General features: G+C 60.6%; 17 protein-coding genes, 1 other RNA gene and 1 pseudogene. 7 read left to right on the plus strand and 12 right to left on the minus strand.

Annotation, left to right across the window (positions count from 1 at the left end; genetic code table 11):
* Positions 1–38 precede the first annotated feature (38 nt).
* From P3G59_RS28035 to P3G59_RS28060, 6 genes are all read right to left on the minus strand, one after another.
* Entirely contained in the window at positions 39–1,043 is a 1,005-nt protein-coding gene (locus tag P3G59_RS28035; RefSeq protein ID WP_277759771.1) for an extracellular solute-binding protein, read from the minus strand.
* A gap of 221 nt (positions 1,044–1,264) precedes the next feature.
* Entirely contained in the window at positions 1,265–2,482 is a 1,218-nt protein-coding gene (locus tag P3G59_RS28040) for a 2-octaprenyl-3-methyl-6-methoxy-1,4-benzoquinol hydroxylase (protein WP_277762209.1), read from the minus strand.
* A gap of 9 nt (positions 2,483–2,491) precedes the next feature.
* Positions 2,492–2,977, minus strand: a complete 486-nt coding sequence (locus P3G59_RS28045; RefSeq protein WP_277759772.1) for a DUF4442 domain-containing protein — start codon at positions 2,975–2,977, stop codon at positions 2,492–2,494.
* Positions 2,970–4,157, minus strand: coding sequence for a 2-octaprenyl-6-methoxyphenyl hydroxylase (ubiH, locus tag P3G59_RS28050; RefSeq protein ID WP_277759773.1), 1,188 nt, complete (start codon positions 4,155–4,157; stop codon positions 2,970–2,972). Before ubiH ends, P3G59_RS28045 begins: the two co-directional genes overlap by 8 nt.
* On the minus strand, positions 4,154–5,488 hold the full coding sequence (gene pepP, locus P3G59_RS28055) for a Xaa-Pro aminopeptidase (protein ID WP_277759774.1): 1,335 nt from the start codon (positions 5,486–5,488) through the stop codon (positions 4,154–4,156). The genes ubiH and pepP overlap by 4 nt, the downstream gene beginning before the upstream one ends.
* A gap of 27 nt (positions 5,489–5,515) precedes the next feature.
* Positions 5,516–6,076: a YecA family protein gene (locus tag P3G59_RS28060; RefSeq protein ID WP_277759775.1), complete on the minus strand. Its 561-nt coding sequence runs from the start codon at positions 6,074–6,076 to the stop codon at positions 5,516–5,518.
* A 130-nt stretch (positions 6,077–6,206) separates the two neighbouring features.
* Between P3G59_RS28060 and P3G59_RS28065 the strand changes: the two genes are divergently transcribed.
* The 4 genes from P3G59_RS28065 to P3G59_RS28080 all read left to right on the plus strand — a co-directional run bounded on the left by P3G59_RS28065 (position 6,207) and on the right by P3G59_RS28080 (position 7,624).
* The gene (locus tag P3G59_RS28065) at positions 6,207–6,416 is read left to right on the plus strand and encodes a TIGR02449 family protein (protein WP_007911197.1); all 210 of its coding nucleotides are present in this window, start codon (positions 6,207–6,209) and stop codon (positions 6,414–6,416) included.
* On the plus strand, positions 6,413–6,730 hold the full coding sequence (locus tag P3G59_RS28070) for a cell division protein ZapA (RefSeq protein ID WP_126367508.1): 318 nt from the start codon (positions 6,413–6,415) through the stop codon (positions 6,728–6,730). Before P3G59_RS28065 ends, P3G59_RS28070 begins: the two co-directional genes overlap by 4 nt.
* Positions 6,731–6,760: 30 nt before the next feature.
* A non-coding RNA gene (gene ssrS / locus P3G59_RS28075) (6S RNA) lies at positions 6,761–6,939 on the plus strand.
* Between the two features lie 79 nt (positions 6,940–7,018).
* Positions 7,019–7,624 (plus strand): 5-formyltetrahydrofolate cyclo-ligase, encoded by a 606-nt coding sequence (locus P3G59_RS28080; protein ID WP_277759776.1) that lies wholly within the window; start codon positions 7,019–7,021, stop codon positions 7,622–7,624.
* A gap of 36 nt (positions 7,625–7,660) precedes the next feature.
* On the opposite strand, the gene P3G59_RS28085 is transcribed toward P3G59_RS28080, so the two are convergent.
* Entirely contained in the window at positions 7,661–7,816 is a 156-nt protein-coding gene (locus tag P3G59_RS28085; RefSeq protein WP_007911192.1) for a hypothetical protein, read from the minus strand.
* Positions 7,817–8,014: 198 nt separating this feature from the next.
* On the opposite strand from P3G59_RS28085, the gene P3G59_RS28090 reads away from it, so the two are divergent.
* Positions 8,015–8,464, plus strand: a complete 450-nt coding sequence (locus tag P3G59_RS28090) for an EVE domain-containing protein (RefSeq protein ID WP_277759777.1) — start codon at positions 8,015–8,017, stop codon at positions 8,462–8,464.
* Between the two features lie 94 nt (positions 8,465–8,558).
* Here the strand turns inward: P3G59_RS28090 and P3G59_RS28095 are convergent, their stop codons facing one another.
* Entirely contained in the window at positions 8,559–8,966 is a 408-nt protein-coding gene (locus P3G59_RS28095) for a flagellar basal body-associated protein FliL (protein WP_177482361.1), read from the minus strand.
* 150 nt (positions 8,967–9,116) lie between these two features.
* Between P3G59_RS28095 and P3G59_RS28100 the strand changes: the two genes are divergently transcribed.
* Entirely contained in the window at positions 9,117–10,094 is a 978-nt protein-coding gene (locus P3G59_RS28100; protein WP_277759778.1) for an NADPH:quinone oxidoreductase family protein, read from the plus strand.
* A gap of 6 nt (positions 10,095–10,100) precedes the next feature.
* On the opposite strand, the pseudogene P3G59_RS28105 reads toward P3G59_RS28100, so the two are convergent.
* Positions 10,101–10,729: pseudogene (locus P3G59_RS28105) on the minus strand (flagellar basal body-associated protein FliL).
* A gap of 224 nt (positions 10,730–10,953) precedes the next feature.
* Here P3G59_RS28105 and glpT point away from each other — a divergent pair.
* Complete coding sequence (glpT, locus tag P3G59_RS28110; protein ID WP_007911178.1) at positions 10,954–12,303, plus strand: glycerol-3-phosphate transporter; 1,350 nt, start codon at positions 10,954–10,956, stop codon at positions 12,301–12,303.
* Here glpT and P3G59_RS28115 read toward each other — a convergent pair.
* The 3 genes from P3G59_RS28115 to ubiD form a co-directional block, all read right to left on the minus strand.
* A complete protein-coding gene (locus P3G59_RS28115) occupies positions 12,279–12,947 on the minus strand; it encodes a gamma-glutamylcyclotransferase (protein WP_277759779.1) in 669 nt (222 codons plus the stop codon). The two genes, glpT and P3G59_RS28115, sit on opposite strands and share 25 nt — an antisense overlap.
* A gap of 197 nt (positions 12,948–13,144) precedes the next feature.
* Positions 13,145–14,113, minus strand: coding sequence for a CDP-6-deoxy-delta-3,4-glucoseen reductase (locus tag P3G59_RS28120; RefSeq protein WP_277759780.1), 969 nt, complete (start codon positions 14,111–14,113; stop codon positions 13,145–13,147).
* A complete protein-coding gene (gene ubiD / locus P3G59_RS28125; RefSeq protein WP_277759781.1) occupies positions 14,113–15,579 on the minus strand; it encodes a 4-hydroxy-3-polyprenylbenzoate decarboxylase in 1,467 nt (488 codons plus the stop codon). Before ubiD ends, P3G59_RS28120 begins: the two co-directional genes overlap by 1 nt.
* Between the last annotated feature and the right edge of the window lie 33 nt (positions 15,580–15,612).

Genomic DNA, 15,612 nt, shown 5'->3' on the forward strand with positions numbered 1-15,612 from the left:
GAACGATCAGGTTCACGGTGCGCAGTATGAACGCCGGATCAGTTCCAACCCGCCCGATCCATCATCCGGATCGCCTCAGCCTGACGCTTGCCCGCCACTTCCACCGGCAAGGTGTCGGCCACAAACTTGCCCCACGCCGCCACTTCTTCCGAAGGCGCCACCGCCGGGTTGGCCGGGAACTCCTGGTTAACGTCAGCAAAAATCTTCTGCGCTTCAGGTGTGGTCATCCATTCAACCAAAGCCTTGGCCGCTTCCGGGTGCGGCGCATGCCTGGTCAGGCCAATGCCCGACAGGTTCACGTGTACGCCGCGATCCGCCTGATTCGGCCAGAACAATTTTACCGGCAACTCCGGCTTCTGCTTGTGCAGGCGGCCGTAGTAGTAAGTGTTGACGATGCCAACGTCGCACTGGCCGGCGTTGATCGCTTCGAGCACCGCAACGTCATCGGAGAACACGTCGGTGGACAGGTTGTTAACCCAGCCCTTGAGGATCTTCTCGGTCTTCTCGGCGCCGTGGACTTCGATCATGGTCGCGGTCAGCGACTGGTTGTAGACCTTCTTCGCCGTGCGCAGGCACAGGCGCCCTTCCCAGTTCTTGTCAGCCAGTGCTTCGTAGGTGGTCAGTTCGCCCGGCTTCACCCGTTCGGTGGAGTAGGCGATGGTCCGCGCTCGCAGGCTCAGGCCGGTCCAGGCATGAGTCGACGAGCGATATTGCAGCGGGATATTGGCGTCGATGGTCTTCGAGGTGAACGGCTGCAGGATGCCCATCTGCTCGGCCTGCCAGAGGTTGCCGGCGTCAACGGTGAGCAGCAGGTCGGCGGTAGCGTTTTCACCCTCGGCCTTGATGCGCTGCATCAGCGGCGCTTCCTTGTCGGTGATGAACTTGATCTTCACCCCGGTCTTGGCGGTGTAGGCATCGAAAACCGGTTTGATCAGTTCATCGATGCGCGACGAGTAAACCACCACCTCATCAGCGGCCTGGGCCGTGGTGCTGCCGATCAGGGTCAAGGCCAGTGCGGTCAGAAGACGCTTGGGTGCCAACATGGGAGCGGTCTCTCGGTCGGAAAATGTGGGCCAAATGATAAGGACTCACATTTACCACCTCAATCGAACTCTTTTTGAAGGAGTTACCAGATGTTGCACAGCTTGAAAATTGTGGTGCCTGGACGGGCGCCATCGCGAGCAGGCTCACTCCTACCTTTGAAATGCGTTCCTCTGTAGGAGTGAGCCTGCTCGCGATGAGGCCATCAGCCGCAACGAAAATGTCAGACCTTGGCCAACGCCGGAAGATCACCGGTCAAACCCAGCGCCTCCCGCACAAACAACGCCTTCGCCTCAGGCATCTGCTCAACCAGCTTCAACCCGGCATTACGCAACCACCTGACAGGCAACGGATCGGCCTGAAACAACCGCTCAAACCCTTCCATCGCCGCCATCAGCGCCAGGTTATGCGGCATGCGCCGACGCTCGTAACGGCTCAGCACCTTCACATCCGCCAAACGCTCACCACGCCCGGCTGCTTGCAACAGCACTTCAGCCAGCACCGCCGCATCGAGGAAACCGAGGTTCACGCCCTGCCCCGCCAACGGGTGAATGGTGTGCGCCGCATCGCCGATCAACGCCAGACCCTGCGCCACATAACGCTTGGCGTGGCGCTGACGCAGCGGCACACAAAGTCGCGGATCCGCACTGATGACTTCGCCCAGGCGACCTTCAAACGCAAGCTCCAGCTCACGGCAGAAACCCGCTTCATCCAGCGCCATCAAGCGTTCGGCTTCGCTTGGCGTGGTCGACCAGACGATCGAGCACCAGTCCTGCTGCCCGTCACGTTCCAGCGGCAGAAACGCCAGCGGCCCGTGATCGGTAAAGCGCTGCCACGCGGTCATCTGATGCGGTTTGCTGCTGCGCACACTGGTGACGATGGCGTGGTGCATATAATCCCACTCGCGGGTGGCCACGCCGGTCAGGCGTCGCACTGCCGAGTTGGCACCGTCCGCCGCGATTACCAACGGCGCGCGCAACTGACGACCGTCAGCCAATGTCAGCAACCAGTCATCGCCCGAGCGACGCATCTGTTCCAGTCGTGCATTGGCGAGCATGCCCAGATCGCAATCGTGCAAACGGTCGAGCAAGGCATCCTGCACAACGCGGTTTTCGACGATATGGCCAAGCACCTCGGCGTGCACGCTGCTCGCCGAAAAGTGAATCTGACCGGTGCCGCTGCCGTCCCACACGTGCATGTCGGTGTATGGACTGCTGCGCCGTTTGGCGATGCCATCCCACACGCCGAGGCGTTCGAGTATCCGCTGGCTGGCCGCCGACAACGCGCTCACCCGCGGTTCAAACGCAGCTTCGGCGTCGAAGGGTTTGACGCTCAGCGGGCTGCCGTCGAGCAGCAGGACTTCCAGCCCGCTGTCCTGCAACGCCAGCGCCAGGGCGCTGCCGACCATTCCGGCTCCGACAATCAGCAGATCTGCGCGCATGTCCATGCTTTAAGCCTGTCTCGCTTGCGGCTTGAGCCGCACGTAAAGGGTTTTACCGACCCGCGCCACCAGATTGCCGGCGCCGTCATGAATGTCGACCTGCAACTGCGGCAGGTATTTCTCGCCATCGGCGGTCTGCCGGCGAATCTCGGCGAGCAGTGTCTCGTCGATGCTGAACCGGGCGAACACCGGGCCTTTGCCCGGCGCGATGAAATCGATGTCGGCAGCCTTGTCCCAGACGATGTAGCGCGAGCCGAGGTTTTCCATGAGCATCAGCATGAAGAACGGATCGACCATCGAATACAGGCTGCCGCCGAACTGCGTGCCGACGTAATTGCGGTTGTACCAGCCAAGGCCCATCGACACCTGGACGTCGCGAAAGTCATCGCTGATGTGCCGGACTCGAACACCGGCGCCGAGGTACGGCGGGTAGAACGTCATCACCCAGCGCATCAACCGCGCCTTGCCGAATTTTCCGCTTAACCACTTAAGCATCCGGTCGCGTTCCCAAACCCATGGCCTGACGCGCAAACCAGCGCTTGGCCGGCGGCAACAGATCGAGACCGAGCAAACCGATGTTGCGCCCCAGCGACACCAATGGCTGCTTGCTGCCGAACAGGCGCGTGACCTGATCGGAGAAGCCGACGGTGAGGTCCTGATCGAGACGCTGACGCTCGCGATAAGCCTGCAAGGTGGCGAAATCGCCCAGCGGTTTGTCGCTGGCCAACAGCGCAGCGGCCAAGGCATCGGCATCACGCAGCGACAGGTTGAAACCCTGCCCGGCTATCGGGTGCAGGCTGTGCGCGGCGTTGCCGAGCACGGCCAGGTGCGAGCGCACTTGTTCTTCGGCCTCGACCAGCGTCAGCGGATACAAATGCCGCGCGCCGACCTGTTTCAGCGTGCCGAGGCGGTAACCGAACACGCCCTGCAATTCGCTGAGGAAGTCGCGCTCGCTCAAATCGGCCAGACGCTGCGCGTCCATGCCCAGGCGGGTCCAGACCAAAGCGCAGCGGTTTTCCGGCAGCGGCAGCAGCGCCATCGGTCCTTCGTCGGTGAAGCGCTCGAAGGCCATGCCGTTGTGCGCTTCGCTCGGGGTGATGTTGGCGATCAGCGCGCTCTGGTTGTACGGACGCTTGCGCACATTGATGCCCAACTGCTCGCGCAGGCCGGAGCGACCGCCATCGGCGAGCACCGCGAGGTCGCATTCAAGGGTGGTTTCATCGTTGAGGGTCAGGCGATAGCCGTCGGGCAGCGGCTCCATACGCGTGACTTCCGCCGGGCAGCGCCAACTGATCACGTCTTTGTCGATGTGCTGCCACAGGCACTGGCCGAGCCAGGCGTTTTCCACCACATAGCCGAGCGCCGGCACGCCCTCTTCCATCGCCGACAAACGCGCGGTGGAGAAGCGGCCACGATCGGAGACGTGAATCTGCTTGATCGGCTCGGCACGGCGGGAGATTTCCTGCCATACACCCAGCCGTTGATAAATCTGCCGCGAGCCAAAGGACAGCGCCGACGAGCGCGCGTCGTAGCTCGGCTGCCAGCTGTCGCCCGGGGCGAACGGCTCGATCAGCACGATTTTCCAGCCACGCGCCTTGGCCCCGGCCTGCAAGGCCAACGCCAGACTGGCGCCGACCAGACCACCACCGATGATTGCCAGATTGACTCGACTCATGCCGCGTGTGTCCGTGCTTGCGCCATCAGCGCTTCGATTTCAGCGACGGTTTTCGGCACGCCATGGGTAAGGATTTCACAGCCAGTCTTTGTCACTACCACGTCGTCCTCGATGCGCACGCCGATGCCGCGCCATTTCTTCGCTACGTTCTGATTGTCCGGGGCAATATAGATGCCCGGCTCCACGGTCAGCGCCATGCCGACTTCCAGCACGCGCCATTCGCCGCCGACCTTGTACTCGCCGACGTCATGTACATCCATGCCCAGCCAATGGCCGGCGCGGTGCATGTAAAACGCTTTATAGGCTTCACTGGCGATCAATTCGTCGACTTCGCCTTGCAGCAATCCGAGCTTCACCAGCCCTGTGGTAATCACTCGCACCGTGGCTTCGTGCGCCTGATTCCAGTGTTTGTTCGGGGCGATTTCAGCGAATGCGGCTTCCTGTGAAGCCAATACCAGTTCGTAGATCGCTTTCTGCTCGGGCGAAAACTTGCCGTTGACCGGCCAGGTGCGAGTGATGTCGCTGGCATAGCAATCGATCTCGCAGCCAGCGTCGATCAACACCAGATCGCCGTCCTTGAGCACGGCGTCATTCTGCTGGTAATGCAGGATGCAGCTGTTGCGCCCGGCGGCGACGATCGAACCGTAAGCTGGCATTTTCGCCCCGCCCTTGCGGAATTCGTAATCGAGTTCGGCTTCGAGGCTGTACTCGTGGAGCCCGGCCCGACTGGCCTGCATCGCGCGGATGTGGGCTTGCGCCGAGATCCGTGCGGCTTCGCGCATCACCTTCACTTCTGCCGCCGATTTATACAGGCGCATGTCGTGCAGCAGATGATCCAGGGCAACGAATTCGTTCGGTGGCTGGGCGCCGAGGTGCGCCTTGGAGCGGATTACGTTGATCCAGTCCATCAAGTGGCGATCGAATTCGGGGTTGCTGCCCATCGCCGAATACACCCGGTCACGGCCTTCGATCAGGCCCGGGAGAATGTCGTCGATGTCGGTGATCGGGAAAGCGTCGTCGGCGCCGAAATCGCGGATCGCGCCTTCCTGGCCTGCACGCAAGCCGTCCCACAATTCGCGTTCGGCGTTGCGCTCACGGCAGAACAGCACGTACTCGCCATGCTCGCGGCCAGGCATCAGGACGATGACGGCTTGCGGCTCGGGAAACCCGCTGAGGTACTGGAAGTCGCTGTCCTGACGGTAGACGTGCTCGACGTCGCGGTTGCGAATGGCCACCGCGGCGGCGGGCAAAATCGCAATGCTGTTGGGTTCCATCTGCGCCATCAGGGCCTTGCGGCGACGGCTGTATTCCGCTTTCGGGATATGGGTCATGGGCAGATGGCTTTCCCTGGCACGCGATTAATGCAGCGACGGCTTGGCGGCTGGCGGCACGTCGGCTTTCTTGGTTTCCGAAAACAGCAGCAGCGGCGCGACGCGCAGGTACTCCATGACTTCCATGTAATCGTTTTCGCCGTCATCGGATTCTTCCAGGGCGTCTTGCACCTGGGAGATCGCTGCCAGATCCTGCAGCACTTCGGTGGCTTCAGTACTGAGCATGCTGCTGTCGCGGCAGTTCAGGCCGAAACCGCTGAGGAAGCCCTGGCACCATTCGCCCAGCGCGGCGGCGCGGTCGGCCAGTGGCGCATCATCGGTCGGCAGCAGCAGGACGACAGTGACGTCGTCGCCGGTCAGTTCACCTTTGACCATCTCTTGCAGGCCGATCAGGGCGTTGCGGACGTTGTCCTGGATGTCGCCTTCGAGCAGTTCGGCAGCGTCGATCAGCCAGCCTTCGTTATCGAAGCCGGCACCGGCGCAACTGCGCCCGAGCAGCACGCCGTGCAGTTCGGCAGGCGAGACGTTGTGGCCGCTGGCAGTCAGCAGGGTGGCAAAGGCTTGGTACGGGGAATTCGCAATGGTCATGGGCAGCTAGGCGCCAGACGGCGCTATGTCTAGAATGAAGGCCTTGTATCCTACATCGACAGACCCGCCAAGACTATTAAAGGCTGTCCGCCAGCTATCCCATCAGACAGACTCCGACCCAGTGGACACAATGGAAGACACCGACCTGCAAGCGCTGATGGCCAGACTCGAACTGCTGATTGGCCGAGTCGAGCAACTAAAGAGTCAAAATGCACTCTTACTAGCTCAGGAAAAAACCTGGCGCGAGGAACGCGCTCACCTCATTGAAAAAAACGAAATCGCCCGGCGTAAGGTCGAATCGATGATTTCGCGCCTCAAGGCCCTGGAGCAAGACTCATGAGTTCAAGCAATAGCGTCACCGTGCAGATCCTCGATAAAGAGTATTCGATCATCTGCCCGCAGGAAGAACGCAGCAATCTGGTCAGTGCCGCCCGCTACCTCGATGGCAAAATGCGCGAAATCCGCAGCAGCGGTAAAGTCATCGGCGCCGACCGCATCGCCGTAATGGCCGCGCTGAACATCACTCATGACCTCTTGCACAAAGAAGAGCGCCCGGACATCCAGGCCAGCGGTTCGACCCGTGAACAGGTGCGCGACTTGCTCGATCGTGTCGATCTGGTCCTCGCCGACGATCAGAGCACTACCAAGGGCTGATTCGACCGGCCGCTTGCGGTATACTCGCGGCACTCCCTGGGGTGCTTGCCAGTTGACGATGTCCCTGAGCCGATTCGCACTACCCTGGAAGTTGCACGTTGGGCTGGTGTGCATGTCCGCTAGACGGAAAGCCTTAAAGTCTACTGCATCTTCCACCTTGAACTTTCGGGTTCAAGGGCTAAGTTGACAGCGGTTCATCCGGGGAGCCTGATTCGAATCCGATGTCGGTGAAAGCCGCCATCGGATTTTTTATGCGTACGTTTTCGTCCAACCTGCCGAAGCCGAACCATGACCGAACCCGCGCTGCTGCCCCGCCCGCAACTCCGCCGCCTGCTGCGCAAGGCGCGCCGCTCGCTGAGCAAAAGCGAGCAACGCCAGGCCGCCAAGGGCCTGTACCGGCAACTGGCGCAAGACCCGCACTTTCGCCGGGCCAAACATATCTCTCTGTATTTACCCACCGACGGTGAAATCGATCCGCGCTTGCTGTTGCGTGAAGCGCAACGTCGGGGCAAAGCGACTTACCTGCCGGTGCTCAGCGCATGGCCGCGGACGAAAATGGTTTTCCAGCGCATTCGCCCGGGCGAAAAGCTCAAAGCCAATCGTTTCCGCATTCTCGAGCCACGGGCCAATCTGGCACAGCAACGCAAGGTCTGGGCGCTGGATCTGGTGTTGTTGCCATTGGTGGGGTTTGACGATGTCGGCGGGCGATTGGGGATGGGCGGCGGTTTCTATGATCGCAGCCTGGGGTATATGGCCCGGCGCAAAAACTGGCGCAAACCGACGTTGCTGGGGCTGGCCCATGAGTGTCAGAAGGTCGAGCGATTGGCGCAGGCGAGCTGGGATGTACCGTTACAAGGCACGGTCAGCGACAAGGCGTGGTATTTCGCGGGATAGGACGCCGCACAGATCAACGGCGTCGGGCGTGCAGTTTCAGCGCTTGAAGGCAGTAGACTGTTGAACCTGTTGCGCGACTTCGATCGGCGCATCGGCCTTGTTGGCCCACAGGCTCTGCGCGTACCCGGTGGTTACGACACCCAGGCCAAACAAAATTACCAAAGTCCATAGTAAATCCGGTTTGCGTTTCATCGATTGCCCCCCTCAAGGCACATCATCACGATGACAGCAGCGGTTTCCGTTTGTAGGCCGTGCAGCAGCGTCAAGCTTTAAAGGCCGGCATTTTGCGACAACGTGAACCCGCGCGCAAACGCTGACGTCAACCGACTGTCGGTTTGTCATAAAATTGCCCGACAACCTGCCCAATGACCGTTTCAGGAGCAAAAAACCATGGCCTATTGGCTGATGAAGTCCGAGCCCGACGAACTCTCGATCAAAGGTCTGGAAAAGCTCGGCAAAGCGCGCTGGGACGGTGTTCGCAACTATCAGGCGCGCAACTTCCTGCGCGCGATGGCGGTGGGTGATGAGTTCTTTTTCTATCATTCCAGTTGCCCGGAGCCGGGTATTGCCGGAATCGGCAAGATAATCGAAGCGGCGTACCCGGATCCCACCGCACTGGAACCGGAAAGTCATTACTTCGATCCGAAGGCTACACCAGAGAAAAATGCCTGGATTGCGATTGACGTTGAGCACGTCGAGACGTTTGCGCGGGTGTTGAAGCTGGATTACCTAAAGCAGCAAACGGCGTTGGCCGAGATGCCGTTGGTGCAGAAGGGTTCGCGGTTATCGGTGATGCCGGTCACACCCGAACAGTGGGCGGCGGTGCTTGCCCTGCGCTGACGCGCGAAAAGATCGCAGCCTTCGGCAGCTCCTACATTCGAATGCGTTTCCCTGTAGGAGCTGCCGAAGGCTGCGATCTTTTGACTTTAAATGCTTACTGAATGATCAGGTTGTTAAACAACAGATCTTCAACCACCGGCTTGCCGGTTTCGTCATTCATCACTTGCTGGGTCTGCTTCAACGCTTCCTGACGCAGCTTCTCTTTACCTTCGATACTGCCCATCGCCTCGGTGGTCTGCTGAGTAAACAGCGCCACCAGTTGATTGCGGATCAGCGGCTCGTTGGCCTTGACCAGTTTGGTCGCCTCATCGCCGGTCACCCGCAAAGCCACGTCAGCCTTGTAGACCTTGAGCTTCGGTGTGCCATCCAGCCCGTAGTTACCCACGAATGGCGGGCTCAGGGTGATGTAGTTGACCTTCGGCGCCTCGCCTTCTTTGGCTTCTTCGGCCAGCGCTGCCACAGGCAGAGACAGGGCCAGCAACAACATGATCCACGCTTTCACAATTCGCTCCTTATCCGGTTTGCGGCCTAGCATAACGACCCGCCGCGCAAGCACAAGCTTATGGCTGACTATCAGGGTCGGGCATGCTCGTTGACCCGTTGACTGACACACCTACACTTATCGGCCATCACTCCCAAAGGAATAGCCCTGATGAAAGCCGTGCTGTGCAAAGCCTTCGGCCCTGCCGAATCGCTGGTGCTGGAAGACGTCGCCAGCCCCGCCCTGAAGAAGAACGAAATCCTGCTGGAGGTGCACGCCGCCGGGGTCAACTTCCCGGACACGCTGATCATCGAGGGCAAGTACCAGTTCAAGCCGCCCTTCCCGTTCTCGCCGGGTGGCGAGGCGGCGGGCGTGGTCACCGAGATCGGGGAAAAAGTCAGCCACCTCAAGGTCGGCGACCGGGTCATGGCTCTGACCGGCTGGGGCAGTTTCGCTGAACAGGTCGCGGTGCCGGGCTATAACGTCCTGCCGATCCCGCCATCGATGGACTTCAACATCGCCGCCGCCTTCAGCATGACTTACGGCACCTCGATGCACGCCCTCAAGCAACGCGCCAATCTGCAACCGGGGGAAACCCTGCTGGTGCTCGGCGCTTCCGGCGGTGTCGGGCTGGCCGCCGTGGAAATCGGCAAAGCCATGGGCGCCCGCGTCATCGCCGCCGCCAGCAGCGCGGAAAAACTGGCGGTGGCCAAGGCTGCCGGCGCCGATGAGCTGATCAACTACAGCGAAACCAGCCTCAAGGACGAAATCAAACGCCTCACCGACGGCCAGGGCGCCGACGTGATTTACGATCCGGTCGGCGGCGATCTGTTCGACCAGGCCATCCGCGCCATCGCCTGGAATGGCCGCCTGTTGGTGGTCGGCTTCGCCAGCGGGCGAATTCCCGAACTGCCGGTCAACCTCGCCCTGCTCAAAGGCGCGGCAGTGCTCGGGGTGTTCTGGGGCTCCTTCGCCCAGCGCCAACCGCAGGACAACGCGGCGAACTTCCAGCAGTTGTTCGGCTGGTTCGCCGAGGGCAAGTTGAAACCGCTGGTATCGCAGGTGTACCCGCTGAGCAATGCGGCGCAGGCGATCAATGATCTTGGCCAGCGCAAGGCGGTGGGCAAGGTGGTGGTGCAGGTGCGCTGAAACGCCTCAACTGGCGGGCGACGCTGCCATGTCGCCCGGCATCAGTTGTTCCTGAACCTTCTCGCTTCGCGCCTGGATCAACTGCCCCTTGTCGTCGAAGCGCAAAACAATCAGCCAGTCGTAGACATCCACCGGCCATTTCGGCTGACCGATCAACGCCGGGCCATTACCGCCGAAGGCGGCAATCAGTTTGTTGATATGGCCGTGGTGCCAGGCAATCAGGACGGTCTTCGCCTGATGCTTTTGCGCATCGAGCTGACCAGTTTGTCGACGTCGTTATTGGCGAACGGCTGTTCAATGGGCAGTTGCAGGCGCCGGGACAGCGGGATCAGTGTTTGCCGTGGCCGGACACTTTCCGCGCTGTCAGCGGTAGCGATCAGCCGTTGAGGCGTGAGCGTCTGGCCATCCAGTTTCAACGGGGTGAAATAGTCGGCGTAGGCCGCAGCACGCTGTTCGCCCCGGGCATTGAGCTCACGACCCACCTCAGGCTTTTCCGCATGGCGAATGATCAACACAGTGACATTGCGTAAACCTGGCCCCGCGCAATCCTGCGCATAACTCAGTGCCAGCACTGAAACAGTGAGCGCTACCGCAACCAGCAATCTGGGCAGCAACATGCGAACTTTCACGGCCATCATTTTTCTCTGCGATCAGTCGGGTCTATTGATCGCGAGTCTAAGCCACAACATTCCGGCCGCCACAAAAACGCCCTGTTCTTACAGCTGAGCGACAGGTTCGTAAAGGAACACGCGACTTCCAACATTTTCCGCTGTTTGGTCGATGCGAACCGGTGCTATTTTCGGTAACGAAACTGTAACATTCGCATCCGCAGTCAAAACAAGAAATCTGGAGCTCTTGAATGTTTGCTTTCTTTCGTCCTGCCGCACATCAGGCTCCATTGCCTGAAGAAAAAATAGACAGCACGTACCGACGCCTGCGCTGGCAGATCTTCGCCGGTATTTTCTTTGGCTATGCGGGTTATTACCTGCTGCGCAAAAACTTCTCGCTGGCCATGCCCTACCTGATCGACGAAGGCTACAGCCGTGGCGATCTGGGCCTGGCGATGTCGGCGATCGCCATCGCTTATGGCTTGTCGAAATTCCTCATGGGCCTGGTGTCCGACCGTTCCAACCCACGTTACTTCCTGCCGTTCGGTCTGCTGGTGTCGGCCGGGGTGATGTTCATTTTCGGTTTCGCGCCTTGGGCAACGTCCAGCGTGACCATGATGTTCATCCTGCTGTTCATCAACGGCTGGGCCCAGGGCATGGGTTGGCCGCCAAGTGGCCGGACCATGGTGCATTGGTGGTCGCAGAAGGAGCGCGGCGGCGTGGTGTCCGTGTGGAACGTGGCGCATAACGTCGGCGGCGGTCTGATCGGCCCGCTGTTCCTGCTCGGCATGGGTCTGTTCAACGACTGGCATGCAGCGTTCTACGTACCGGCAGCCGTGGCGCTGGGCGTGGCGGTGTTCGCGTTCATTACCATGCGCGACACCCCGCAATCGGTTGGCCTGCCGCCGATCGAAAAGTACAAGAACGATTACCCGGAAGGCTACGACGCCAGCCACGAAGACGAATTCAGCGCCAAGGAAATCTTCGTCAAGTATGTGCTGCGCAACAAGATGCTCTGGTACATCGCCATGGCCAACGTCTTCGTCTACCTGCTGCGCTACGGCGTGCTGGACTGGGCGCCGACCTACCTGAAGGAAGCCAAGGGTTTCACCGTGGATAAAACCTCGTGGGCTTATTTCTTCTACGAGTGGGCGGGCATTCCGGGCACGCTGCTGTGCGGCTGGATGTCGGACAAGATCTTCCGAGGCAACCGTGGCCTGACCGGCATGGTGTTCATGGCGCTGGTGACTGTCGCGACCCTGGTTTACTGGTTGAACCCGGCCGGCAACCCGACCGTCGACATGATCGCGCTGTTCTCGATCGGCTTCCTGATCTACGGCCCGGTGATGTTGATCGGCCTGCAGGCACTGGAGCTGGCGCCGAAGAAAGCCGCCGGCACCGCTGCGGGCTTCACTGGCTTGTTCGGTTATCTGGGTGGTTCGGTCGCGGCCAGTGCCGCGATGGGCTACACCGTTGACCACTTCGGCTGGGACGGTGGTTTCGTGCTGCTGGTTGGCGCTTGCCTGCTGTCGATGGCCTTCCTCGCCCCGACGCTGTGGCACAAGCAAGTCGCCAGTCAGAGCCGCGAAGCGGTCGCTTGATCGGTCTGTGACTGACAGCGCTTGAGCCGCGCCTCCAGATTGCGGTCTGGCATGGCGTGGCTGCGCAGGGCGTGCGCGGTCTGCTCGACATAATCGCGAGTGGTTCCGTAACGCCCGCTGGCGCTTTCAAACACCTGGCTAAGCACGTGATCCGGCAAATTGCCGGCATAGCTGGGCAGGTGTCGCTCCAACACGAATCCCAATGCCTGAACCTGACTGCCATCTTCAAGCCGGCAGTTGAGCCAGTGTGGTCGATAGGACGGCACCGGCATCTCGCGTTTCCACAAGGCGTACAGCGCAGCGTCGAGATTGTCTTCCGGCAAGCGATAAGCGAAGCCGCTGCAAGAACCTCCGCGATCCAGACCAAAGACCAGACCGGGCATTTCCGGCGTACCGCGGTGCTCGTGCGACCACAGGTACAGGCCACGATGGTAGCCATGCACACGTCCGCGCACTCTTTCCACCGCCGAGCATTCCGGCCGCCAGATCAACGAACCGTAAGCGAACAGCCACACCGGCCCGCCCTTGTGGCGCGCCATGGTCGATTGCATGGAAGCGAGAAGTTGTTCGTGCGTCAGCTGCGGCCCAAGATCGAGCCGCGGAGGGTAATTCAAATTCAGAAAAGCGTTTTCAATGGCGCTCATGGCGAATAGCGTTCAGCTCCCCGCGGGTAAAGAATTACTTAATAGAACGCACCGCTGTAACAATAAGGCACATATGTTTTAAGGCAATTTGAGTGCCATGGCACGGTTCTTAATTGATTGCCTGATTGATATATAACCTAGCGGTATTTATGCAATTACATAAATACCGATCGGCTATATAGAGAGTTATAACGGACTCAGGAGCGCGGCGCGTAGGCGAACACGTCCGCACGCATTTGATGGGCGTCCATCCCGGCTTCAACCAAGGCATCCAGAGTGCCGTAGACCATGGCCGGCGAGCCGCTGGCGTAGACGTGCAAGGGCTTCAGATCCGGGAAGTCTTCACAGACTGCCTCGTGCAGCATGCCGCAGCGCCCTTCCCAACCGCATTGATCACTGACGACTTTGTGCAGGAACAGGTTGGGCAGCTTCAGCCATTCGTCCCAGTGTTCGATCTCATAGAAATCTTCCGGACGGCGCACGCCCCAGTAAAGATGCACCGGATGTTTGAAGCCGTTGGCGCGGCAATGCTCGATCAGTGCGTGAATCTGGCCCATGCCGGTGCCGGCGGCAACCAGCACCAGCGGCCCGTCCGGTAACTCTGCCAAATGCGTGTCGCCGAATGGCAGCTCGACACGCACCATCGCGTTGCGTTGCAGCTGTTCGATCAGGCTCAGTGCACTGGCTTCGCGCGCCAGCACGTGGATTTCCAGATCGCGTCCGCCGTGCGGTGCCGAGGCCATGGAGAACGCCGATTTCTCGCCGTTCTCGCGCTCAATCATCAAGTACTGGCCGGCGTGATAACGCGGCGGCTTGCCGGCCGGAGCGCGCAGCCGCACACGCCAGGTGTCGCCACCGACGTCGCGGCATTCGATGACCTGACACGACAGGCTGCGCACCGGCAGTTCTCCCAGCGCGAGCACGCCATCCCACAGCAGGATGCAGTCTTCCAGCGGCTCGGCTATGCAAGTGTAGAACTCGCCGTGGTCATGCACCTTGCCGTCCTGCGCGACGCTACCTTCAACCAGCAGTGCCGCACACACGTGACAATTGCCGTTGCGGCAGCTTTGCGGGCATTCGTAGCCCAGGCGCCGCGCGCCATCGAGAATCCGCTCACCGGGCCGTATCTCAAGCACCGCTCCGGAGGGCTGCAGGGTTACACGCATCAATCTATTCCTAACTGATTCCAGATGGCATCGATCCGCTGGGTGACGGCGTCGTCCTTGACGATCACGCGGCCCCACTCGCGATTGGTTTCGCCCGGCCACTTGTGGGTGGCATCGAGGCCCATTTTCGACCCCAGGCCGGAGACCGGCGAGGCGAAGTCGAGATAGTCGATCGGTGTGTTATCGATCATCACCGTGTCGCGCTTGGGGTCCATGCGCGTGGTGATGGCCCAGATCACGTCGTTCCAGTCGCGGGCGTTGATATCGTCGTCACAGACGATAACGAACTTGGTGTACATGAACTGTCGCAAAAACGACCAGACACCGAGCATCACGCGCTTGGCATGCCCCGGATACGACTTCTTCATGGTCACGATGGCCATGCGGTACGAGCAGCCTTCGGGCGGCAGGTAGAAGTCGGTGATTTCCGGGAACTGCTTCTGCAGGATCGGCACGAACACTTCGTTCAGCGCCACGCCGAGGATCGCCGGCTCATCCGGCGGACGGCCGGTGTAGGTGCTGTGGTAGATCGGTTTGATCCGGTGGGTGATGCGCTCGACGGTGAACACCGGGAAGCTGTCGACTTCGTTGTAATAACCGGTGTGGTCGCCGTACGGGCCTTCATCGGCCATTTCACCCGGATGGATCACGCCTTCGAGGATGATTTCGGCGGTGGCCGGCACTTGCAGGTCGTTGCCACGGCACTTGACCAGCTCGGTGCGGTTACCGCGCAAGAGCCCTGCGAAAGCGTATTCGGAAAGGCTGTCCGGCACCGGCGTCACGGCGCCAAGGATGGTCGCCGGATCCGCGCCAAGGGCCACCGACACCGGGAACGGCTGACCCGGATGCTTCTCGCACCACTCACGGAAGTCGAGGGCGCCGCCACGGTGGCTGAGCCAGCGCATGATCACCTTGTTGCGGCCGATCACTTGCTGACGGTAGATACCGAGGTTCTGCCGGTCCTTGTTCGGGCCTTTGGTGACAGTCAGCCCCCAAGTGATCAGCGGGCCGACGTCGCCGGGCCAGCAAGTCTGCACCGGCAGCATCGCCAGGTCGACGTCGTCGCCCTCGATGACCACTTCCTGGCAGACGGCGTCTTTGACGACTTTCGGCGCCATCGAGATGATCTTGCGGAAGATCGGCAGTTTCGACCACGCGTCTTTCAAGCCCTTCGGCGGCTCCGGTTCCTTGAGGAACGCCAGCAGCTTGCCGATTTCGCGCAGCTCGCTGACCGACTCGGCGCCCATGCCCATCGCCACCCGCTCAGGTGTGCCAAACAGGTTGCCAAGCACCGGAATGTCGTAGCCGGTAGGCTTCTCGAACAATAGCGCCGGGCCCTTGGCCCGCAGCGTGCGATCGCACACCTCGGTCATTTCCAGCACCGGCGAGACGGGAATCTGGATGCGTTTCAACTCTCCGCGCTGCTCAAGCTGCTGCACGAAATCCCGAAGATCCTTGAATTTCATTGACGATGGCACCCTCAAAATAGGCGTACATCC

Source organism: Pseudomonas sp. A34-9 (genome assembly GCF_029543085.1).
Classification (GTDB): Bacteria; Pseudomonadota; Gammaproteobacteria; order Pseudomonadales; family Pseudomonadaceae; genus Aquipseudomonas.